32 protein-coding genes are annotated in these 19,476 nt (G+C 42.1%); 30 read left to right on the top strand and 2 right to left on the bottom strand.

From position 1 onward, the window contains the following. Positions 1-3 precede the first annotated feature (3 nt). From rplX to A33I_RS20035, 28 genes are all read left to right on the top strand, one after another. Complete coding sequence (rplX, locus tag A33I_RS19900; protein WP_031311928.1) at positions 4-315, top strand: 50S ribosomal protein L24; 312 nt, start codon at positions 4-6, stop codon at positions 313-315. Positions 316-341: 26 nt separating this feature from the next. Then, positions 342-881, top strand: coding sequence for a 50S ribosomal protein L5 (rplE, locus tag A33I_RS19905; RefSeq protein ID WP_012957148.1), 540 nt, complete (start codon positions 342-344; stop codon positions 879-881). A gap of 31 nt (positions 882-912) precedes the next feature. Further along, entirely contained in the window at positions 913-1,098 is a 186-nt protein-coding gene (locus A33I_RS19910) for a type Z 30S ribosomal protein S14 (protein ID WP_012957149.1), read from the top strand. Positions 1,099-1,127: 29 nt separating this feature from the next. Beyond that, positions 1,128-1,526: a 30S ribosomal protein S8 gene (rpsH, locus tag A33I_RS19915; RefSeq protein ID WP_012957150.1), complete on the top strand. Its 399-nt coding sequence runs from the start codon at positions 1,128-1,130 to the stop codon at positions 1,524-1,526. A gap of 33 nt (positions 1,527-1,559) precedes the next feature. Further along, positions 1,560-2,096 carry a 50S ribosomal protein L6 gene (gene rplF, locus A33I_RS19920; protein WP_012957151.1) on the top strand — a complete coding sequence of 179 codons (537 nt, stop codon included), beginning with the start codon at positions 1,560-1,562 and terminating at the stop codon, positions 2,094-2,096. Positions 2,097-2,122: 26 nt separating this feature from the next. Further along, positions 2,123-2,485, top strand: a complete 363-nt coding sequence (rplR, locus tag A33I_RS19925; protein WP_012957152.1) for a 50S ribosomal protein L18 — start codon at positions 2,123-2,125, stop codon at positions 2,483-2,485. A 21-nt stretch (positions 2,486-2,506) separates the two neighbouring features. Further along, complete coding sequence (gene rpsE, locus A33I_RS19930; RefSeq protein WP_012957153.1) at positions 2,507-3,007, top strand: 30S ribosomal protein S5; 501 nt, start codon at positions 2,507-2,509, stop codon at positions 3,005-3,007. Between the two features lie 13 nt (positions 3,008-3,020). Then, complete coding sequence (rpmD, locus tag A33I_RS19935) at positions 3,021-3,209, top strand: 50S ribosomal protein L30 (protein ID WP_012957154.1); 189 nt, start codon at positions 3,021-3,023, stop codon at positions 3,207-3,209. A gap of 31 nt (positions 3,210-3,240) precedes the next feature. Continuing rightward, entirely contained in the window at positions 3,241-3,681 is a 441-nt protein-coding gene (gene rplO, locus A33I_RS19940; RefSeq protein ID WP_012957155.1) for a 50S ribosomal protein L15, read from the top strand. Continuing rightward, complete coding sequence (secY, locus tag A33I_RS19945) at positions 3,681-4,973, top strand: preprotein translocase subunit SecY (protein WP_022630055.1); 1,293 nt, start codon at positions 3,681-3,683, stop codon at positions 4,971-4,973. The genes rplO and secY overlap by 1 nt, the downstream gene beginning before the upstream one ends. A 75-nt stretch (positions 4,974-5,048) precedes the next feature. Further along, the gene (locus A33I_RS19950; protein ID WP_012957157.1) at positions 5,049-5,702 is read left to right on the top strand and encodes an adenylate kinase; all 654 of its coding nucleotides are present in this window, start codon (positions 5,049-5,051) and stop codon (positions 5,700-5,702) included. Beyond that, entirely contained in the window at positions 5,699-6,445 is a 747-nt protein-coding gene (gene map, locus A33I_RS19955) for a type I methionyl aminopeptidase (protein ID WP_012957158.1), read from the top strand. The genes A33I_RS19950 and map overlap by 4 nt, the downstream gene beginning before the upstream one ends. A gap of 18 nt (positions 6,446-6,463) precedes the next feature. Further along, positions 6,464-6,787 (top strand): KOW domain-containing RNA-binding protein, encoded by a 324-nt coding sequence (locus tag A33I_RS19960; RefSeq protein ID WP_022630056.1) that lies wholly within the window; start codon positions 6,464-6,466, stop codon positions 6,785-6,787. 4 nt (positions 6,788-6,791) lie between these two features. After that, positions 6,792-7,010 carry a translation initiation factor IF-1 gene (gene infA, locus A33I_RS19965; protein WP_010896341.1) on the top strand — a complete coding sequence of 73 codons (219 nt, stop codon included), beginning with the start codon at positions 6,792-6,794 and terminating at the stop codon, positions 7,008-7,010. Between the two features lie 100 nt (positions 7,011-7,110). Further along, positions 7,111-7,224 (top strand): 50S ribosomal protein L36, encoded by a 114-nt coding sequence (gene rpmJ / locus A33I_RS19970; protein WP_003322638.1) that lies wholly within the window; start codon positions 7,111-7,113, stop codon positions 7,222-7,224. Between the two features lie 22 nt (positions 7,225-7,246). Then, on the top strand, positions 7,247-7,612 hold the full coding sequence (gene rpsM / locus A33I_RS19975; protein WP_012957160.1) for a 30S ribosomal protein S13: 366 nt from the start codon (positions 7,247-7,249) through the stop codon (positions 7,610-7,612). Positions 7,613-7,632: 20 nt separating this feature from the next. Further along, complete coding sequence (gene rpsK / locus A33I_RS19980; RefSeq protein ID WP_012957161.1) at positions 7,633-8,025, top strand: 30S ribosomal protein S11; 393 nt, start codon at positions 7,633-7,635, stop codon at positions 8,023-8,025. A gap of 167 nt (positions 8,026-8,192) precedes the next feature. Then, on the top strand, positions 8,193-9,137 hold the full coding sequence (locus A33I_RS19985) for a DNA-directed RNA polymerase subunit alpha (RefSeq protein WP_012957162.1): 945 nt from the start codon (positions 8,193-8,195) through the stop codon (positions 9,135-9,137). A gap of 92 nt (positions 9,138-9,229) precedes the next feature. Beyond that, the gene (rplQ, locus tag A33I_RS19990; RefSeq protein WP_012957163.1) at positions 9,230-9,592 is read left to right on the top strand and encodes a 50S ribosomal protein L17; all 363 of its coding nucleotides are present in this window, start codon (positions 9,230-9,232) and stop codon (positions 9,590-9,592) included. Positions 9,593-9,779: 187 nt separating this feature from the next. After that, complete coding sequence (locus tag A33I_RS19995) at positions 9,780-10,616, top strand: energy-coupling factor transporter ATPase (protein WP_022630057.1); 837 nt, start codon at positions 9,780-9,782, stop codon at positions 10,614-10,616. Further along, a complete protein-coding gene (locus tag A33I_RS20000) occupies positions 10,592-11,464 on the top strand; it encodes an energy-coupling factor ABC transporter ATP-binding protein (RefSeq protein ID WP_022630058.1) in 873 nt (290 codons plus the stop codon). Before A33I_RS19995 ends, A33I_RS20000 begins: the two co-directional genes overlap by 25 nt. 2 nt (positions 11,465-11,466) lie before the next feature. After that, entirely contained in the window at positions 11,467-12,267 is an 801-nt protein-coding gene (locus A33I_RS20005; RefSeq protein WP_022630059.1) for an energy-coupling factor transporter transmembrane component T family protein, read from the top strand. A gap of 10 nt (positions 12,268-12,277) precedes the next feature. Further along, a complete protein-coding gene (gene truA, locus A33I_RS20010; protein WP_022630060.1) occupies positions 12,278-13,021 on the top strand; it encodes a tRNA pseudouridine(38-40) synthase TruA in 744 nt (247 codons plus the stop codon). A 200-nt stretch (positions 13,022-13,221) separates the two neighbouring features. After that, the gene (gene rplM / locus A33I_RS20015; protein WP_022630061.1) at positions 13,222-13,659 is read left to right on the top strand and encodes a 50S ribosomal protein L13; all 438 of its coding nucleotides are present in this window, start codon (positions 13,222-13,224) and stop codon (positions 13,657-13,659) included. A 20-nt stretch (positions 13,660-13,679) separates the two neighbouring features. Continuing rightward, positions 13,680-14,072: a 30S ribosomal protein S9 gene (rpsI, locus tag A33I_RS20020; protein ID WP_012957169.1), complete on the top strand. Its 393-nt coding sequence runs from the start codon at positions 13,680-13,682 to the stop codon at positions 14,070-14,072. Between the two features lie 145 nt (positions 14,073-14,217). Then, positions 14,218-14,655, top strand: a complete 438-nt coding sequence (locus A33I_RS20025) for a YbaK family protein (RefSeq protein WP_022630062.1) — start codon at positions 14,218-14,220, stop codon at positions 14,653-14,655. Between the two features lie 62 nt (positions 14,656-14,717). After that, positions 14,718-15,431 carry an N-acetylmuramoyl-L-alanine amidase CwlD gene (gene cwlD / locus A33I_RS20030; protein ID WP_022630063.1) on the top strand — a complete coding sequence of 238 codons (714 nt, stop codon included), beginning with the start codon at positions 14,718-14,720 and terminating at the stop codon, positions 15,429-15,431. Positions 15,432-15,516: 85 nt separating this feature from the next. Continuing rightward, a complete protein-coding gene (locus A33I_RS20035; protein ID WP_022630064.1) occupies positions 15,517-16,572 on the top strand; it encodes an Mrp/NBP35 family ATP-binding protein in 1,056 nt (351 codons plus the stop codon). A 28-nt stretch (positions 16,573-16,600) separates the two neighbouring features. Here the strand turns inward: A33I_RS20035 and gerD are convergent, their stop codons facing one another. Further along, complete coding sequence (gerD, locus tag A33I_RS20040; protein ID WP_022630065.1) at positions 16,601-17,266, bottom strand: spore germination lipoprotein GerD; 666 nt, start codon at positions 17,264-17,266, stop codon at positions 16,601-16,603. 145 nt (positions 17,267-17,411) lie between these two features. Between gerD and A33I_RS20045 the strand changes: the two genes are divergently transcribed. Next, positions 17,412-18,017 (top strand): KinB-signaling pathway activation protein, encoded by a 606-nt coding sequence (locus tag A33I_RS20045; RefSeq protein ID WP_022630066.1) that lies wholly within the window; start codon positions 17,412-17,414, stop codon positions 18,015-18,017. A 21-nt stretch (positions 18,018-18,038) separates the two neighbouring features. Here A33I_RS20045 and pdaB read toward each other — a convergent pair whose 3' ends face one another. Next, positions 18,039-18,800 (bottom strand): polysaccharide deacetylase family sporulation protein PdaB, encoded by a 762-nt coding sequence (gene pdaB, locus A33I_RS20050; protein WP_022630067.1) that lies wholly within the window; start codon positions 18,798-18,800, stop codon positions 18,039-18,041. Between the two features lie 173 nt (positions 18,801-18,973). Between pdaB and A33I_RS20055 the strand changes: the two genes are divergently transcribed. Continuing rightward, positions 18,974-19,201: a hypothetical protein gene (locus A33I_RS20055; RefSeq protein WP_022630068.1), complete on the top strand. Its 228-nt coding sequence runs from the start codon at positions 18,974-18,976 to the stop codon at positions 19,199-19,201. Positions 19,202-19,476: the final 275 nt, after the last annotated feature.

A 19,476-nucleotide genomic window follows, 5' to 3' on the forward strand; every position in this document is an offset into this window, starting at 1 on the left:
AAGATGCATGTCAAAAAAGGTGACACAGTTAAGGTCATCTCTGGTAAAGACAAAGGGAAACAAGGTGTAATCTTAGAAGCTTTTCCTAAGAAGAATCGTGTTCTTGTAGAGGGCGTAAACATTGTGAAGAAACACGCAAAGCCATCTCAAGATAATCCACAAGGTGGAATCTTGAATCAAGAAGCGCCAATTCATTCTTCAAACGTTATGCCTGTAGATCCTAAGTCTGGTGAACCTACTCGTGTAGGACACAAAATTGAGAACGGCAAAAAAGTACGTATTGCTAAGAAGTCTGGCGAAGCATTAGATAAGTAGTCAGTGTGTGAAAGGAGGTCAATCGTATGAATCGTTTAAAAGAGAAGTATTCAACTGAAATCGTTCCTTCTCTAGTAGAGAAGTTCAACTACTCATCTGTTATGGCGGTGCCAAAACTTGAGAAAATCGTTGTAAACATGGGTGTTGGTGATGCTGTATCTAACGCAAAAGCTTTAGATAAAGCTGTAGAAGAATTAGCTGAGATCACTGGTCAAAAGCCATTAATCACAAAAGCTAAAAAATCAATCGCTGGTTTTAAACTTCGTGAAGGTATGCCTATCGGTGCGAAAGTAACTCTTCGTGGTGAGCGCATGTACCAATTTCTTGATAAGTTAGTTTCTGTTTCACTTCCACGTGTACGTGACTTCCGCGGTGTTTCTAAAAAAGCATTCGACGGTCGCGGTAACTACACACTAGGTGTGAAAGAGCAATTAATCTTCCCTGAAATTGATTATGATAAAGTTGATAAAGTTCGCGGTATGGACGTTGTTATCGTAACAACTGCGAATACAGACGAAGAAGCTCGTGAATTATTAACACAAATGGGAATGCCATTTCAAAAATAATTAAAGTCGTTTCGAAAGAGGAGGGAAAACTTTGGCAAAGAAATCAATGATTGCAAAGCAAAAACGTACACAAAAGTACAAAGTACAAGAGTACACTCGCTGTGAACGTTGCGGTCGTCCTCATTCAGTATTGCGTAAGTTTAAACTTTGCCGGATTTGCTTCAGAGAGCTTGCTCACAAAGGGCAAATTCCTGGTGTGAAGAAAGCTAGTTGGTAAGCCCAAGAACGGGAAGGAGGTAAATAACTATGGTCATGACAGATCCAATTGCAGATATGCTGACTCGTATTCGTAATGCGAACACAGTTCGTCACGAGAAGCTTGAATTACCTGCTTCAAAGGTAAAGAAAGAAATCGCTGATATCCTTAAGCGTGAAGGCTTTATTCGTGACTATGAATATATCGAAGACAATAAGCAAGGTGTAATCCGCATCTTCTTAAAATATGGTGCTACAAATGAGCGTGTAATTACTGGTCTTAAACGTATCAGTAAGCCTGGACTACGTGTATATGCGAAAGCTGGAGAGCTTCCTCGTGTATTAGGCGGCCTAGGAATCGCGTTAGTTTCTACATCAAACGGTGTAATGACAGACAAGGAAGCACGTCAACAACAAGTAGGCGGAGAAGTATTAGCATACGTTTGGTAATACATTCCTTGAAATGAATGGAGGTGTACAAGAATGTCTCGTATTGGTAATAAACCAGTAGAGGTTCCAGCTGGTGTAACAATCACGCTTGATGGAACACTACTTACGGTTAAAGGTCCTAAAGGTGAACTTAGTCGTAATCTTCACCCGGACATGAAAGTCAATGTAGAAGAAAACCAAGTTACAGTAGAGCGTCCGTCTGAGCACAAGGAGCACAAAGCTCTTCACGGAACTACTCGCAGCTTAATCAATAACATGGTTGAGGGCGTAACGAAAGGCTACGAGCGTGCGCTTGAGCTTATCGGGGTAGGTTATCGTGCAACAAAGTCAGGACAAAAGCTTGTACTTAACGTTGGTTACTCTCACCCAGTTGAAATCACTCCTGAAGCGGGTATCGAAATCGAAGTACCTGCTAACACGAAAGTTATCGTTAAAGGTATCGATAAAGAGCGTGTAGGAGCAGTTGCATCTAATATTCGTTCAGTACGTCTTCCTGAGCCTTACAAAGGTAAAGGTATTCGTTACGAAGGCGAATATGTGCGTCGTAAAGAAGGTAAGACTGGTAAATAATTAATTACGGAAAGGAATGACGTTCAATGATTACGAAGCCTAGCAAAAATTTGGCGCGTAAGAAAAGACACGCTCACGTACGTCGTGCGATCACAGGAACACCTGAACGTCCACGTCTTAATGTTTTCCGTTCATCAAAACACATTTACGCACAGCTTATCGATGACGTAAATGGTGTAACTCTTGCTTCTGCATCTAGCTTAGATAAAGAGCTTGCACTTGAGAACGGTGGAAATAAAGAAGCAGCTAAAGCTGTAGGTGAGCTTGTTGCTAAACGTGCGGTAGAAAACGGTCATAAAGTAGTAGTGTTTGATCGCGGTGGTTATGTATACCACGGTCGTGTACAAACATTAGCAGATGCAGCTCGTGAAGCTGGCCTGCAATTCTAAAGAACAAAGGAGGGAAAACGAATGCGTCGTATTGACCCTAATACGTTGGAACTTGAAGAGAAAGTAGTAGCTGTCAATCGTGTAGCGAAAGTAGTTAAAGGTGGACGTCGTTTCCGCTTTGCTGCATTGGTTGTAGTAGGCGATAAGAACGGCCATGTCGGCTTCGGTATGGGTAAAGCTCAGGAAGTTCCTGAGGCAATCCGTAAAGCGGTAGAAGATGCAAAGAAAAACCTCATTGAAGTACCAGTTGTTGGTACATCAATTCCACACGAGATCATCGGTCACTTTGGTGCAGGGCGCGTATTATTAAAGCCTGCTTCTGAAGGTACTGGAGTAATCGCTGGAGGTCCTGTACGTGCGGTATTAGAACTTGCTGGTGTAGGTGACATCCTTTCTAAATCACTAGGTTCTAACAACCCAATCAACATGGTTCGTGCAACTATGCAAGGACTTAAAGAACTGAAGCGTGCTGAGGAAGTTGCAAAACTTCGCGGTAAATCAGTGGAAGAACTGTTAGGATAAGGAGGGAACGTCAATGGCTAAGAAATTAGAAATTACCCTCACTCGTAGTCTTATCGGTCGTCCGGAAGACCAACGCGTTACAGTGAACACACTTGGATTACGCAAAATGCACCAAACTGTTGTTCAAGAAGATAACGCTGCGATTCGCGGTATGGTAAATAAGGTATCTCACCTTTTAACAGTAAAAGAAATCGAAGCTTAATAGCTTAATTTATACATGAGGAGGTGTCGACATGAAACTTCATGAGTTGAAGCCCGCAGAAGGATCACGTAAAGTACGTAATCGTGTAGGACGTGGTATCGGTTCTGGTAACGGTAAGACATCAGGTAAAGGTCACAAAGGTCAAAACGCTCGTTCTGGCGGTGGCGTACGTCCTGGTTTCGAGGGTGGTCAAAACCCATTATACCGTCGTCTACCAAAACGCGGCTTTACTAACCCGACTCGTAAGGAGTTTACAGTGATTAACCTTGAGACGCTCAATCGTTTTGATGCAGGTACTGAGGTAACACCAGAACTACTTATCGAATCAGGTACAGTAAAGAACGTAAGAAACGGAATTAAGATCCTTGGAAACGGAAAGCTTGAAAAGAACTTAACAGTTAAAGCACATAAGTTTTCTGCATCTGCAGTTGAGGCAATCGAAGCTGCTGGCGGAAAAACTGAGGTGATTTAATGTTCGGGACGATCTCCAACATTATTCGAGTGGGTGACATACGACGTAAGGTTGTTTTCACCCTACTCATGCTCGTTGTCTTTCGGATCGGTAGCTTTATCCCTGTACCAGGGGCAAACAGTGATGTTCTGAACTTCCATGACCAATTGAATGCCTTCGGGTTTTTAAATACTTTTGGTGGTGGAGCACTTGGCAACTTCTCGATTTTCGCAATGGGTATTATGCCATACATCACTGCATCGATTGTGGTTCAGTTGTTGCAAATGGATGTTGTACCTAAGTTTGCCGAGTGGGCTAAAGAGGGGGAAGCTGGCCGACGTAAGCTGGCACAGTTCACCCGATATGGAACGATCGTTTTAGGTTTTGTTCAAGCAATTGGAATGTCTATTGGATTTAACTCCTTTTTCCCAGGATTAATTCCAAATCCAAGTGTTCCAACTTATTTGTTTATTGCACTTGTTCTTACAGCGGGAACAGCATTTCTTATGTGGCTTGGTGAACAAATTACCGCTAAGGGTGTTGGTAATGGTATTTCGATCATTATCTTTGCAGGTATCGCAGCTGGTATTCCTAACGGACTTAACCAATTGTATGCTACACAGATTCAAGGTGCTGGCGAACAGCTATTCTTGAGTATTGTTTCATTATTACTACTTGCTTTAGCAATACTAGCTATTATTGTTGGTGTTATCTTTGTTCAACAAGCATTACGCAAGATTCCTGTTCAATACGCAAAACGCTTAGTTGGTCGTAGTCCTGTAGGTGGTCAATCTACACACTTACCATTAAAAGTGAACGGCGCAGGGGTAATTCCGGTTATCTTCGCACTTTCACTATTCATCTTCCCTCCAACAGTTGCCGGGTTCTTCGGAACGGATAATGCAATTGCTGCATGGGTAACAAGAGTATTTGATTATACTCAGCCGGTGGGTATGGTAGTGTATGCATTGCTTATCATTGGATTTACGTACTTCTATACATTTATCCAGGTCAATCCTGAAAAAATGGCCGAGAACCTCAAAAAGCAAGGTGGCTATATTCCAGGAATTCGTCCCGGTAAAACAACTCAAGTGTACTTAACTCGCATTTTATACCGTTTAACGTTTGTCGGAGCATTGTTCCTAGCAACTGTAGCAATTATCCCGGTTTTCTTCACACGATTAATGGGTCTGCCAGCGGCGATTCAAATCGGTGGTACTGGATTATTAATCGTAGTTGGTGTAGCATTAGACACGATGAAACAGATAGAAGGACAGCTTATTAAACGTTCTTATAAAGGCTTTATTAAGTAACAAGGGGAGCAGGGGAGGATCATTTCTTCCCGTTCGCCTTCTGTTGTTAAATCGGAGCGATGGAGGGGATTAGTGATGAATCTTATTTTAATGGGTTTACCAGGAGCAGGTAAAGGTACTCAAGCTGAGCGTATTGTCGAGAAATATGAGGTCCCTCATATCTCTACAGGTGATATGTTTCGAGCTGCCATTAAAGGAGAAACAGAGTTAGGTTTAAAAGCTAAATCGTTTATGGATGCTGGTGAATTAGTGCCGGATGAAGTGACAATTGGCATTGTGAGAGAGCGTCTCTCTAAAGCTGACTGTGAGAAAGGCTTCTTATTAGATGGCTTCCCTCGCACAGTAGCACAAGCAGAAGCATTAGAAGATATGCTTGCTTCAATGGAACGTAAACTTGATTACGTATTAAACATTGATGTACCTGAGCAGCTTTTAATGGATCGTTTAACTGGTAGACGTGTGTCGCCAACTTCAGGTAAGACATACCACATGATCTACAACCCGCCAAAGGTTGAAGGGAAATGTGACGTTGATGGCGGTGAGTTAATCCAACGTGATGACGACAAGCCAGAAACAGTAAAAAAACGTCTTGAAGTAAATCAACAGCAAGCACAGCCACTAATTGACTTCTATACAGAAAAAGGCTATCTTCGTACGATCGATGGAGATCAAGATATCAATAAGGTATTCGAAGACTTAGATGAACTTCTGAAAGGACTCAATGCATGATTATTTGTAAGACAGAACGTGAATTAGAAATCATGCGTGAAGCTGGGAGAATTGTTGCTCTGACTCACCAAGAGTTAAAGCAGCATATCCAACCTGGTATTACTACTAAAGAATTGGATGAGATTGCAGAAAAGTTGATTCGTTCACACGGTGCAACACCCTCATTCAAAGGGTACAATGGATTTACAGGCAGCATCTGTGCTTCAGTAAACGAGGAATTGGTACATGGTATACCCGGTTCTAGAGTGCTTAAGGACGGCGATGTAATTAGTGTTGACATTGGTGCTAAGTTGAATGGGTACCACGGTGACTCCGCTTGGACGTATGCTGTAGGTACAATTTCTGATGAGGATCAACAATTGTTGGACGTCACAGAAAACGCATTATATAAAGGATTGGAACAGGCTAAGCCTGGTGAGAGATTATCAGACATTTCTCATGCAATCCAAACTTATGCTGAGCCGCTCGGTTATTCAATTGTTCGGGAGTATGTAGGCCATGGAGTAGGGCAAGACTTACATGAAGACCCGCAAATCCCACACTATGGACCACCTGGTAAAGGACCTCGTCTAAAGCCTGGAATGGTACTAGCAATTGAACCAATGATTAATGCAGGTTCTCGTTATGTGCGTACACTTGCTGATAACTGGACTGTGGTTACAGTTGACGGCAAAAACTGTGCACACTTTGAGCATACGATTGCAATTACAGAAACAGGGTATGAAATTTTAACAAAACTTTAGATGTAGGTGATGGATGTAATGAACGACTCTGGTCCGAGTCCCGGTATCGGTCAAATTGCTATCGGACAGATAGTGCAAGTCAAAAAAGGTAGAGACGAAGGCAGCTATGCTGTGGTCATTGAGGTCCAAAATGATCGTTATGTCTTGATTGCTGATGGAGATAAGCGTAAAATTGATCGAGCTAAGAAGAAAAACATCAACCATCTAGAATTGTTGAACTACATTGCTCCTGAAATACGTATGAGCGTTGAAGAAACGGGACGTGTTACTAACGGAAAGCTCCGCTATGCACTTAGCGGTTTCCTAGAACAACAACTTGATTTGCTGAAGGAAGGAGAGTAAATTCATGGCCAAAGAGGATGTAATTGAAGTGGAAGGTACGGTCATCGAGCCGCTGCCAAACGCAATGTTTCGTGTAGAGTTAGAGAATGGTCACAAGATCCTTGCTCATGTTTCTGGTAAGATTCGTATGCACTTTATCCGAATCCTTCCTGGAGATAAAGTAACGGTTGAACTATCACCGTATGACTTGACTCGTGGACGAATCACATATCGATACAAATAAACGTTGCGATTTGCTAGCGAGATCTATCCGATAGACTTGCTAGATGTGAATTGAACGATTACAATTAAATGCACTCCGTACCATAAGGAGGTAAACGATAATGAAGGTAAGACCATCAGTCAAGCCAATTTGTGAAAAGTGTAAAGTTATCCGTCGTAAAGGGACGGTTATGGTTATTTGTGAAAACCCTAAACACAAACAAAAACAAGGTTAATATTTAAGGAGGTGCACAGCACATGGCACGTGTCGCAGGTGTAGATATTCCTCGTGATAAGCGAGTGGTTGTATCACTCACTTATATCTATGGAGTTGGAAAAACAAAGTCATCTGAAATTTTAGCGGAAGCTGGCGTATCTGAGGATACTCGCGTTCGTGATTTAACAGAAGAAGAATTAGGTCGTATTCGTGAAGCAGTTGAAGCTCACACAGTTGAGGGTGACCTTCGTCGTGAAGTATCACTTAACATCAAACGACTAATCGAAATCGGTTCATACCGTGGTATCCGCCACCGTCGTGGTTTACCAGTTCGTGGTCAAAACTCTAAAAACAATGCTCGTACGCGTAAAGGTCCTCGTCGTACAGTAGCAAACAAGAAGAAATAGTAAAGGAGGTCGCATAAAAAATGGCTAAGAAAACGAATACTCGTCCAAAGCGTCGTCAACGTAAAAATGTTGAGGCTGGTGTTGCGCACATCCGTTCAACATTCAACAACACTATTGTGACGATCACTGACACGCACGGCAATGCTATTTCTTGGGCAAGTGCAGGTGCATTAGGATTTAAAGGTTCTCGTAAGTCTACTCCATTCGCAGCGCAAATGGCAGCTGAAACAGCAGCTAAAACAGCAATGGAGCATGGCATGAAAACAATCGAAGTTTCTGTAAAAGGCCCTGGTGCTGGTCGTGAAGCTGCGATTCGTTCACTACAAGCTGTTGGACTTGAAGTTAACATGATCAAAGATGTTACTCCAGTTCCTCATAACGGTTGCCGTCCGCCAAAACGTCGTAGAGTGTAACGAAATCAATCATTGTATAGATTTCCTGAAAGTGTCAATAATGGATGAGACGAATACATCCGATTGACAAAAAGGTGAAACGGTTGGGAACTGCCTAATGGGGATTTCCGGTTAGGCTTTCCTGGCAGTCTACCGGAGTTCGACGTTTTGAAGGAGGGTTTGTTTTAATGATTGAAATCGAAAAGCCAAATATTGAAACGGTTGAAGTTAGTGAAGACGCAAAGTACGGTAAATTTGTCGTTGAGCCACTAGAGCGTGGGTATGGAACGACTCTTGGTAACTCCTTACGTCGTATTCTTTTATCTTCTCTTCCTGGTGCTGCTGTTACTTCAGTTCAAATTGATAGTGTTCTGCATGAATTCTCAACAATTGAAGGTGTTGTAGAAGACGTAACGACTATTATCTTGAACCTTAAGAAACTTGCACTTAAGATTTATTCTGATGAAGAGAAGACACTAGAGGTAGATGTTCAAGGTGAAGGTGTAGTAACTGCAGGCGATTTAACACATGATAGTGATATCGAAGTGCTAAATCCAGATCTGCATATTGCAACTTTAGCAAAAGGAGCACACTTCCATATGCGCCTTACAGCAAAGCGTGGTCGCGGTTACGCACTTGCTGAAGGGAATAAGAATGACGATCAACCGATTGGTGTTCTTCCTATTGACTCTATTTACACACCGGTATCTCGTGTCAACTATCAAGTTGAAAACACTCGTGTCGGTCAAGTCACCAACTATGACAAACTAACCCTTGATGTGTGGACTGACGGAAGCATTCGCCCAGAAGAGGCTGTGTCACTTGGCGCAAAAATCTTAACTGAGCATCTTAATATTTTTGTAGGCTTAACGGATCAAGCACAAAATGCTGAAATCATGGTCGAAAAAGAAGAAGATCAAAAGGAAAAAGTTCTTGAAATGACGATTGAAGAACTTGATCTTTCTGTTCGTTCTTACAATTGCCTGAAGCGTGCTGGTATCAATACGGTACAAGAGTTAACGCAGAAGTCAGAAGAAGACATGATGAAAGTACGTAACCTTGGACGTAAGTCACTAGAAGAAGTTCAAGAGAAACTTGGCGAACTAGGTTTAGGCCTTCGTAAAGAAGACTAATCCCAGCCTGCTCTTAACTCTTTTAAGGTTTGAAAGTTCTTTTATATCTCTGGCTTAACAGCTAGAGAAGGTAACAAAGGAGGGAAACGAACATGGCATACGCAAAATTAGGTCGTGATAGTGCTGGTCGTAAGGCTCTTTTCCGTGACTTAGCAACTGACCTTATCATTAATGAGCGCATCGAAACGACTGAAGCGAAAGCGAAAGAGCTACGTTCTATCGTTGAGAAAATGATCACTTTAGGGAAGCGTGGAGATCTTCATGCTCGTCGTCAAGCTGCAGCTTTCATTCGTCGTGAAGTAGCTAACGAAGAGACTAACGAAGATGCAATCCAAAAGCTATTCTCTGAAATCGCAACTCGTTACGAGGATCGTCAAGGCGGTTACACTCGTATTCTTAAAGTTGGTCCTCGTCGTGGAGACGGTGCACCAATGGCGATTATTGAACTTGTATAATTAGAGTCTTTAAAGAGTCATTATATGAGGCGACAAAGGGCTGTACAGGATCTGAGCAAGTAACGCTCTGACTCTGGGGGCCCTTTTTTGTTGCTCTTATATTGGTCATAGCGAATGAGACCACTCCTATATATTATGATTTCATTCGGTTTCATTCGAGTAAAAGACCTTTTGAGGAGGGTTTTATTTGTCTGCTTTTATTGAGCTTAAGGAAGTATCGTTTCAATACGAAGAATCGATGGATCTAGCGCTTCACGACTTGACGATCTCTTTTAACCGAAAAGAATGGGTGTCCATTCTAGGACGGAATGGATCAGGTAAGTCCACGTTTGGCAGGTTAATCAATGGCTTGTTGACACCGCAGCAAGGCAGGGTGATAGTAGATGGCTTCCATACATCTTCTGAAGAGGAGTTATGGCAAGTGAGAAAGCGTGTCGGTATGATTTTTCAAAATCCAGATCATCAATTCGTTGCGACGACTGTTCGCGATGATATTGCTTTTGGGTTAGAAAATCAGGGGATTCCTCGTGATGAGATGATCTCTCGAATCGAAAAGTACTCTCAATTAATCGGTATCAGTCATCTCTTAGATGCAGAGCCTCACCGCCTATCTGGAGGACAGAAGCAGCGTGTAGCGATTGCTGGCATTATTGCCCTAGAGCCTGATTTAATTATATTTGATGAAGCAACGTCGATGCTTGATCCCTCAGGCCGTAAAGATGTCATGAAAACGATGAAGATGCTTCATGACCGCGGTATGGCTATTATGACGATTACTCATGACATGGAAGAAGCAGTCATAGCTGAACGTGTACTTATCTTTGAAAATGGTCAAATAAAAGCAGACGGTCCACCAAAAGAAGTATTTCAATCGAGTGAACAGTTAGAAGCTGCTGGTTTAAAGGTGCCTTTTTCTGTGCGTCTTGCTCATGAGCTAGAACAAAAGGGGATCTGCTTCGAGCTGTTACCTCTGACGGAAGGAGAGTTGGTTCAGGCGTTATGGACATATCATTCAAAGGCGTAGAACATCGGTATATGATTGGGACACCATTTGAAAAAACGGCCTTACATCCTGTAGACCTCTTTATTCCTTCCGGTTCATTTACTGCCATAATTGGTCATACAGGTTCAGGAAAGTCCACACTTATTCAGCATATTAATGGACTCCTAAAGCCAAGTGCAGGGGAGATTGTAATCGGTAAATTTAAACTGAATGCTGATAAAAAGAATAAGCAGCCGTTACGAGATTTAAGGCAGCAGGTTGGTCTTGTTTTTCAATACCCTGAGCATCAGTTGTTTGAAGAAACAGTGGCTAAGGATATTTGTTTTGGGCCGATGAATTACGGAGTAACTGAAGAAGCGGCTATGCGCCGGGTGCGTGAGCTTCTGCCTCTTGTAGGGCTAAATGAAGATGTACTTGAGTCGTCTCCATTTCAATTAAGCGGCGGACAGATGCGGCGGGTAGCGATAGCTGGAGTCCTTGCCATACGACCCTCTGTGCTTGTATTAGATGAGCCGACAGCTGGCCTTGACCCAGAAGGAAGAGACCAGATGCTTGAGCTCTTTAATAATTATCATAAGGAATATGGCACGACAACGATTCTTGTTACTCACAGCATGGAGGATGCAGCGAAATATGCTGATCATTTAGTAGTAATGAATAACGGGAAGATTGAGATGTCTGGCAGCCGTGATGAAGTGTTTAAGGAGTCTGAGCGTCTAAGTGAGATAGGGCTTGATTTGCCTGACACTGTTCGACTGCTGGCCCAAGTGAAAAAGAAGTTTAACCTTACTGAGGTTCCTCTGCTTTTTGAAAAAGAAGAAGTGGCTGCATTTCTAGCAGACCTTCTTCACGAGAAAGGAGAGGGCTGATCATGTTTCAAAATGTGATTATCGGCCAGTATGTGCAGGGTAATTCCTTTTTGCATAAACTTGATCCTCGTTCAAAGCTGATTAGTGTCTTTATTTTATTAATCATCATTTTCTTTGCTGATAATTGGTTTTCAAGCTTATTGCTAGTAGGCTTAACTGTCATGTTAATGGCTATCTCGAAGGTTCCGCTTTTATTCTTATATCGAGGGCTCAGGCCGATTTTATGGTTAGTGTTGTTCACTCTCATTCTCCATATCCTCTTAACAAAAGAGGGCCCTGTCCTGATGACGCTCGGTCCGATCGCCATTCATGAGGGCGGCGTGCTGAACGGGTTATTTATTGCTACGAGACTGTTAACGCTTGTCATGCTGACATCATTAATCACATTAACAACGAGTCCGATTGATTTAACAGACGGGCTAGAGTCATTGTTTACCCCGCTTAAAAAAGTAGGGCTGCCGGCACATGAGCTTGCTTTAATGATGTCGATTGCTCTCCGGTTTATCCCAACCTTTATGCAAGAGACGGAAAAGATCTTAAAAGCGCAGATGGCCCGCGGGGTGGATTTTAGTTCTGGTCCGATTTCAAAGCGGGTAAAAGCACTGCTTCCGCTCCTCGTACCGTTGTTTATCAGTGCGTTTAAGAGAGCAGAGGATTTAGCTCTTGCAATGGAAGCGCGCGGCTACAGGGGCGGTGAAGGCCGTACGAAGCTAAGAGTGTTGATGTGGAATGGCAAGGACTCTTTTGTCGTTGTGGCGGCAGTGGTGATTGGCGTTGGAATTATATTGTTACGAAACGGGTAGGTGAAGTGAATTGAACCGTATAGCATGTATCATCTCGTATGATGGAACGAACTTTTCAGGCTATCAAGTCCAGCCGAATAAACGAACCGTTCAATTAGAGATCGAGCAAGCCTTAAAACGTGTGCATAAAGGACAAGAGGTAAGTGTCACCGCCTCTGGCCGTACCGATGCAGGTGTTCATGCCAAAGGCCAAGTCATTCATTTTGACAGCCCGTTTCGTATTCCTGCAGCCCAATGGCCTAAAGCTTTAAATGCATGTCTGCCTGATGATATTCGAGTGCTTTCTGCTCGCTATGCAGAGAAGGATTTTCATGCGAGATATCATACAACAGGCAAGGAGTATCGCTATCGTGTGCTGAACGCAGAAGATCCTGATGTATTCAGACGGCATCATTCAGCACATGTCTCGTACGCGCTTGATATTGATAAAATGAGACAGGCAGCGGCTTATTTAATTGGCACTCATGACTTCAGCGCGTTTTGTGCAGCAAATACAAGTGTCATAGATAAAGTGCGCACTCTTTACGCAGTCGACATTAACGTACACGAAGATGAACTGCATTTTATTTTGCGCGGGAATGGCTTTCTGTACAATATGGTGCGGATTATTGTCGGCACGCTGCTTGAGGTTGGCTACGGCAAGAGAACAGCACAGAGTGTGGATACAGCACTTCGTACGTGCAAGCGGGATGATGCTGGAAAAACAGCTCCTCCACAGGGACTTTATCTATGGTCCGTACAATATAATGACTGAAATAAGTTTTCCAGAAAAAAACTTTCTAAAACAACGAACCCTAGTGTAACAAAATGTTGACATTGGGTTTTGATTATTATATGATGTTAGATGGTAATTCTAACACCCACTAGCCCCGGGTAGTAGAATGTTACAAGAGACTTTGGATTTAACACACTTGATTTTAAATTTGAAAGTGAACGTATTTAGGAGGGAAATTCATGCGTACAACATATATGGCAAAGCCAAACGAAGTTGAGCGTAAGTGGTTTGTAGTAGACGCTGAAGGCCAAACTCTTGGTCGTCTAGCTTCTGAAGTTGCTTCTATCCTTCGTGGTAAGCACAAACCAACTTACACTCCGCACGTTGACACTGGTGACCACGTGATCATCATCAACGCAGAGAAAATTGAACTAACAGGTAACAAATTAAACGACAAGATTTACTACCGTCACACAAATCACCCAGGTGGTTTAAAGATGACTAAAGCTGCTGATATGCGTGCTAACAAGCCTGAGCGTATGCTTGAGCTTGCTATCAAAGGAATGCTTCCTAAGAACACGCTTGGACGTAAGCAAGGTATGAAACTTCATGTTTATGCTGGAAGTGAACACAAACAACAAGCTCAAAAACCAGAAGTTTACGAACTTCGCGGTTAATCGATAGGGAGGTTATTATCTTGGCACAAGTACAATACTACGGTACAGGTCGCCGTAAGCACTCTGTTGCGCGCGTACGTTTAGTACCAGGTGATGGTCGTATGATCATCAACGGTCGTGAATTAGATGAATATTTCGGTCTTGATACTCTTAAGCTTATCGCTAAGCAACCACTAGTTGAAACTGGCGTTGAAGGTCAATATGACGTTCACGTTAACGTTGACGGTGGTGGATACACAGGACAAGCAGGCGCTATCCGTCATGGTGTAGCACGTGCACTACTTGAAGTAGATCCTGAAAACCGCACATCTCTTAAGCGTGCTGGCTTCTTGACTCGTGATGCTCGTATGAAAGAGCGTAAGAAATACGGTCTTAAAGCAGCTCGTCGTGCACCTCAGTTCTCAAAACGTTAATAATATCGTTTTCAAAAACTCTCATCCATTTTGGATGGGGGTTTTTTGTTTGCTTAAATCCTTCATCTCCTGACAATTTTTCCACTGCATAGTGACATTTACATTCCTCATACTAATGGCAACATGATATATGGGAGTGAGGAGAATGGCAGTTGTATCGACCTTTTCAGAAAAAAGGCGCGAAAAGCAGTGGAAATTTGAACGAGGGGTATTAAGGCAGCTCTCGTTAAAGCAGTTAAAAGAAGATGTGCATGAGCATTTTAAGCCGGTTGTTCCATTTTATTTCTTATCTCATCCTTTTTTACTCGACCCTTGTATGGACATGGCTATTGATGCTTACTTAGTGGGAGCAGAATACGGGAGGTTTGGCTACTTAGGAGAGTCCGTTTCAGAAGTCAAAGCAAGATGTGAAGATGAATTAACCGATATTTCCTTTTCCTTGTTTAACCTATTACAAGGGTGGAACGGGGATTCAGATTATTTATTAGATTCGATTAAAATCTCATCTGATGTCTTTATAGACCGCTGGTGGGAAAAAGGATTTAAAGAAGCAGAAAAACGCCACAGACTTAGACTTCATTAAACCATTCATATTTTCCTCCTTGTCCCAATATATATGGGTAGGGATATAAAGGGGGAAGGCTGATGATCAGGTGGATGAGAGGCGTAGCGTTTGCGCTCAGTATAGTGGGACTGCTTTTTTTAATACAATATCAATTTATCAGTAAAGATTCGGCGACATGGCATCTGCCTTTATCAGGCAAGATTATAGTCGTTGACCCAGGCCATGGCGGGATTGACGGAGGTGCCGTGTCAAAACAAGGTCTGCTTGAAAAAGAAGTTACATTAGCAATAAGCGAACACCTAAGAGACTATCTTCAAGAAGCAGGTGCACTTGTATTAATGACAAGAGAGGAAGACCGTGATTTAGCAGGTGAGGGAACAAAGAAAATCAGGCATCGTAAAATTGAGGATTTGAAAAGACGGGTTGAGATCGTCAATGAGTCAGATGCCGATATGTTTGTGACCATCCACCTTAATGCGATACCTTCACCTAAATGGAGCGGGGCACAAACGTTCTATCATCGAGCAATTCCTGAAAATGAAGGACTGGCCAAATTTGTGCAAGATCAAATTCGGACGAATTTAGAGAATACAGAAAGAATAGCTAAGCCTATTGATAATATCTTCTTATTAAAGAAAGCAGAAATCCCAGGGGTGTTGGTAGAGGCAGGGTTCTTATCTCATCCAACAGAAGCGTCAATGCTGCAGACCGAGGCGTATCAAGATAAGGTCGCAGCTTCAATTTACCAAGGGATCATGAGATATTATACGAATGAAGAAGAACCTGTCTCATAATTCTAACGAGGTGGAAACGGATTCACGGTCCTTATGCAGAATATGCTATACTAGGCATATAACTGGTTAAAGGATGGTGTTCATATTGGTAACAGAAACGACAATTGTCGAAGCCTTAAAACGAGTCAAAGATCGTGATTTAAATAAAAGCATCGTCGAAACTGGTGGTGTACGTGAAGTAAAGATTAAAGGCGGAAATGTCAGCGTCAAGATTGCTCTTGCCAAAACAGGCACAGCAGAACAAATGGAAGTGCAGCAGGAAGTAGTTAATGTATTAAAAGGAGAAGGGGCAGAGTCTGTAGGCCTGCGCTTTGAAGAGTTGACAGAACAAGAGTTGAAGTCGGCTGGCGGGTTAAAAGAAGCGGCATTTGAAGGCCCTTCTATTCTTGCTCCTGACAGCCCAACCACGTTTATTGCGGTAACAAGCGGCAAGGGCGGCGTTGGAAAGTCAACTGTATCTGTTAATGTGGCGACAACACTAGCTCGTCTTGGAAAGCGTGTCGGGATTATTGATGCAGATATCTATGGCTTTAGTGTGCCGGATATGATGGGAATTGAAGAGCGTCCCAAAGTCATTGCAGACCGTATTTATCCTGTAGAACGCTTTGGTGTAAAAGTCATTTCTATGGGCTTCTTCGTTGAAGATAATGCACCCGTGATCTGGCGTGGACCAATGCTAGGTAAAATGCTTAATCAGTTCTTTAGTGACATTGAGTGGGGCGAGCTTGATTACTTAATCCTTGATTTGCCGCCGGGTACAGGTGATGTTGCCCTTGATTTACATACAATGCTTCCTCATTCAAAAGAAATTTTGGTGACAACGCCTCATGCTACAGCAGCATTTGTAGCTGCACGTGCAGGTACAATGGCTATTAAAACACATCATGAAATTCTTGGTGTCGTTGAGAACATGGCATACTTTGAAAGCAAGACAACAGGAGAGAAAGAATATGTGTTTGGCCGCGGAGGCGGAGAACGTTTAGCAGAAGAATTGAAAACCGATATTCTTGGCCAAATTCCTCTTGGACAACCTGACATCGATGAAAATGACTTTGCGCCTTCTATTTATGCTGAGGATCATCCGAATGGTCTGATTTATAAAGAAATTGCCGAGAAAATTATTGCAAAAATCGAAAAGTAAAAAAAGAAGCCGCTTTGGCTTCTTTTTTTTATCCACCTGAAGATTGGCCGCCGCTTCCACTTCCACCTCCACCGCCGCCTTCTTCTTGTTGCTGTTCCTCTTGCTGTTTCTTCTCTTCTTCTGCTTTGGCTGGATCTTGTTTCTTCATTTGCTCCTCAGCAACACTGCCTAAGATCTCACTAATTTTTGCAACGAAATAAGGACTCTCAAAGGCCTCAGACATAACAGTCATCACTTGCTGGCGGTATTCCTTTGACTTCATAACCTCAAGCACCGTTTCTTCCATTTCGGGATTTTGCAGAACGGTGATCATCATGCCTTGGTATTCAGGGTCTTTCATTAAACCTTTTAGCATCTTTTCATTTTCTGTCTGCATACTTTCTGCAAAGGTTTTTGCAAACTCAGGATCACGCATCACTTCTTGCCAAAAAGCTCTCCCCTTTTCAGAGGTTAAGGTTTCTTGGATTGTTTCTTTCACATACGCATTGTCCATTACCAGCTCATGACGCATTTCTTCTTCGTTCATAATTTCTTGAATCGCTTGCTTGCCCTCATCGGTCTTAAGCATATCGACCATCATCTTTTTAGTACCTTCATAATCTGTATTATTGCCACCGCTTCCTTCAGCAGTTGCGCAGCTTATTAGTGTAAGTATAGCTGAGCACACAATCAACCCATGAAGAAATTTTTTCATGACAGCTGCTCACCTCCTTCGCTTTGTCATTAATTTGAGATATTTATTAAAAAAATATGCATGAGTAACGGTGAACAACTAGCATTTTTTAATCCTGATTGATACAATCATGACAGTATGTTTAACGATTTTGGAGGAAATGCCAGTGAATAGTCGGAAAGTGGTATATTTATTTTTTTCTACATTGCTTGTAGGAAGTTTAAGTGGAGCAATTGTTGGCTTTATTATTGATTTTGATGTGTATACAGGCGGGGACATTACAAATATGGTAGTCGGGGTCATTTGGCTGCTTGGGATCAGTGCGGCATTTAGCTTAGTAAGTCAAATGGGCTTCTTTGCCTACTTGACGCTGCACCGGTTTGGACTCGGTTTATTTAAATCGGCTAGGCTTTGGAACAGAATACAAGTGGTTCTGATTGCGTTTGTCATTTTTGATTTAATTTATCTGCGGTATATTGCCTTTGCAACAGAAGGTGAGACGATTCTGAACTATACCATTATGCCGGTTTTACTGTTAGCATATGGGTTAGTCATTGCTTACCTTAAAGCAAAAGACACAAATCAAGGAGCATTTATTCCAGCTTTGTTTTTCATCGTGGTTGTTACGACGATTGAATGGGTGCCAGCTCTAACGGTAAATGACCCTAAATGGTTATGGATGTATTTTGCACCGCTTATCTCAGCAAATACATGGCAGCTGCTTACTCTTCATAAGCTGACAAATCAACCAAATACGAAAGCTCGAGCATAGTCGCTCGAGCTTTTTTTATTTCTATTTAATTTCTTCGCTTTCAGCTTCAGTGCTTGCCATCAGTTCTTCAACTGATATAAAAGTAAAACCTTTTTCTTTTAATTGATCAATAACGATAGGAAGGGCTTTATCAGTCTGCTTTACAGAATCTGATGCATGGAACAAAAGAACGTCTCCGGATGTCGTGTTGTTTACGACATTATCTACAATGACATCGACTCCTGGATTTTGATAGTCGAGAGAATCCACGCTCCAATGTACAACACTGTAATCTTGTTTTTCAGCAAGGGTCAGGATTCGTTTATCAAAAGCCCCATTTGGAGGTCTAAGCAACGTTGGCTTTTCTCCAGCTAATTCAGTAAGAACTTGTTTACTCCTCACTAGATCTTTCCTCACCTTTTCATCTTCCCATGACGTATAGCTCTTATATTGATAGCCATGGCTTCCGATTAAATGACCGGCCTCTTTAATTTGCTTTACTAAATCAGGATACCGCTCGGCCCAGGATGCAGAGACAAAGAACGTTGCTTGATCAACACCCTTTTGAGTTAACACATCAAGGATCGGGCCAACCTGTTTATCTCCCCAGCTTAAATTAAAAGTGAGTGCGATACGGTTATCATCTGTCTCCGCTTTGTAAAACGCCTGTGGTCCTTCTGATGTTGAAAAAACAGGAAGCTGGGCTCGTTCGATATATAAGAACCCTGCAGCAAAAAGTGCCATAACAATAATTAAAGATAATTGCTTCATACGTTTCGCATGAATGACCCAAATAAACTTCATTAATGATCCCCCTCGTCCACCTTTTAGGATAAATTTATGCAAAGTATTAGAACATATGAATAAAAACATTAGGTTTAGAAAACAATTTAGTTAGATGACACTTGTAAGATATAACCAATTAAAGAAAACGAGTATATAAAGCTGTTGAGTCTCTAAAGGTTGAGGTGTTGCTTGTGTTAGGTTTTTTGTTAAATAGTAAAGAAGTAATTGAAGTGGAATACATGTTGAAAAGAGAGATGGAAGAACTCTTATTAGATTTATCCGACCCTAGAATAGATGAGGTCGTAAAAAAAGCCATGGAAGAAAAGTATCAAATTGTGTACGGCATCTACAAACGGTTTGTCCCCCCAAATGAGCGAATGAAATATATGCTTCAAAAAAATAAGAAACATACTCAGTGAAAGGGGGAGGCATTGCCTTCCTTTTTCTTTTGCCTTAATCCACTACAATGAATGAATAAAAAAATCATTAAAAAATCGTTGACTTCAAAAAATGGACATGCTATATTAGTACATACCGCAAGGGAACAACAAACAACATTGAAAAATATTTCAAAAAAGATTGTTGACTTCCACATGAAGATGCGGTAAGATAACTAAGTCGCCAACGAGCGACGGACAAGTTCTTTGAAAACTGAACAAAAGCCAAGCGAAATAGAGATACATGATATCTCGTC

The sequence above is a fragment of the Alkalihalophilus marmarensis DSM 21297 genome, assembly GCF_000474275.2.
In the GTDB taxonomy this organism is placed as follows: Bacteria; Bacillota; Bacilli; order Bacillales; family Bacillaceae_D; genus Alkalihalophilus; species Alkalihalophilus marmarensis.

Coding starts and splice junctions, on each gene's coding strand:
- gerD (WP_022630065.1), bottom strand. CDS start 17,266: ATGAAAAAATTTCTTCATGGGTTGATTGTGTGCTCAGCTATACTTACA.
- rplX (WP_031311928.1), top strand. CDS start 4: ATGCATGTCAAAAAAGGTGACACAGTTAAGGTCATCTCTGGTAAAGAC.
- rpsK (WP_012957161.1), top strand. CDS start 7,633: ATGGCTAAGAAAACGAATACTCGTCCAAAGCGTCGTCAACGTAAAAAT.
- A33I_RS19985 (WP_012957162.1), top strand. CDS start 8,193: ATGATTGAAATCGAAAAGCCAAATATTGAAACGGTTGAAGTTAGTGAA.
- map (WP_012957158.1), top strand. CDS start 5,699: ATGATTATTTGTAAGACAGAACGTGAATTAGAAATCATGCGTGAAGCT.
- rplE (WP_012957148.1), top strand. CDS start 342: ATGAATCGTTTAAAAGAGAAGTATTCAACTGAAATCGTTCCTTCTCTA.
- cwlD (WP_022630063.1), top strand. CDS start 14,718: ATGATCAGGTGGATGAGAGGCGTAGCGTTTGCGCTCAGTATAGTGGGA.
- A33I_RS20005 (WP_022630059.1), top strand. CDS start 11,467: ATGTTTCAAAATGTGATTATCGGCCAGTATGTGCAGGGTAATTCCTTT.
- A33I_RS20000 (WP_022630058.1), top strand. CDS start 10,592: ATGGACATATCATTCAAAGGCGTAGAACATCGGTATATGATTGGGACA.
- rpmJ (WP_003322638.1), top strand. CDS start 7,111: ATGAAGGTAAGACCATCAGTCAAGCCAATTTGTGAAAAGTGTAAAGTT.
- A33I_RS19950 (WP_012957157.1), top strand. CDS start 5,049: ATGAATCTTATTTTAATGGGTTTACCAGGAGCAGGTAAAGGTACTCAA.
- pdaB (WP_022630067.1), bottom strand. CDS start 18,800: ATGAAGTTTATTTGGGTCATTCATGCGAAACGTATGAAGCAATTATCT.
- rpsE (WP_012957153.1), top strand. CDS start 2,507: ATGCGTCGTATTGACCCTAATACGTTGGAACTTGAAGAGAAAGTAGTA.
- rplM (WP_022630061.1), top strand. CDS start 13,222: ATGCGTACAACATATATGGCAAAGCCAAACGAAGTTGAGCGTAAGTGG.
- rplR (WP_012957152.1), top strand. CDS start 2,123: ATGATTACGAAGCCTAGCAAAAATTTGGCGCGTAAGAAAAGACACGCT.
- rpmD (WP_012957154.1), top strand. CDS start 3,021: ATGGCTAAGAAATTAGAAATTACCCTCACTCGTAGTCTTATCGGTCGT.
- rpsH (WP_012957150.1), top strand. CDS start 1,128: ATGGTCATGACAGATCCAATTGCAGATATGCTGACTCGTATTCGTAAT.
- secY (WP_022630055.1), top strand. CDS start 3,681: ATGTTCGGGACGATCTCCAACATTATTCGAGTGGGTGACATACGACGT.
- A33I_RS20025 (WP_022630062.1), top strand. CDS start 14,218: ATGGCAGTTGTATCGACCTTTTCAGAAAAAAGGCGCGAAAAGCAGTGG.
- rplF (WP_012957151.1), top strand. CDS start 1,560: ATGTCTCGTATTGGTAATAAACCAGTAGAGGTTCCAGCTGGTGTAACA.
- rplQ (WP_012957163.1), top strand. CDS start 9,230: ATGGCATACGCAAAATTAGGTCGTGATAGTGCTGGTCGTAAGGCTCTT.
- A33I_RS19960 (WP_022630056.1), top strand. CDS start 6,464: ATGAACGACTCTGGTCCGAGTCCCGGTATCGGTCAAATTGCTATCGGA.
- rplO (WP_012957155.1), top strand. CDS start 3,241: ATGAAACTTCATGAGTTGAAGCCCGCAGAAGGATCACGTAAAGTACGT.
- rpsM (WP_012957160.1), top strand. CDS start 7,247: ATGGCACGTGTCGCAGGTGTAGATATTCCTCGTGATAAGCGAGTGGTT.
- infA (WP_010896341.1), top strand. CDS start 6,792: ATGGCCAAAGAGGATGTAATTGAAGTGGAAGGTACGGTCATCGAGCCG.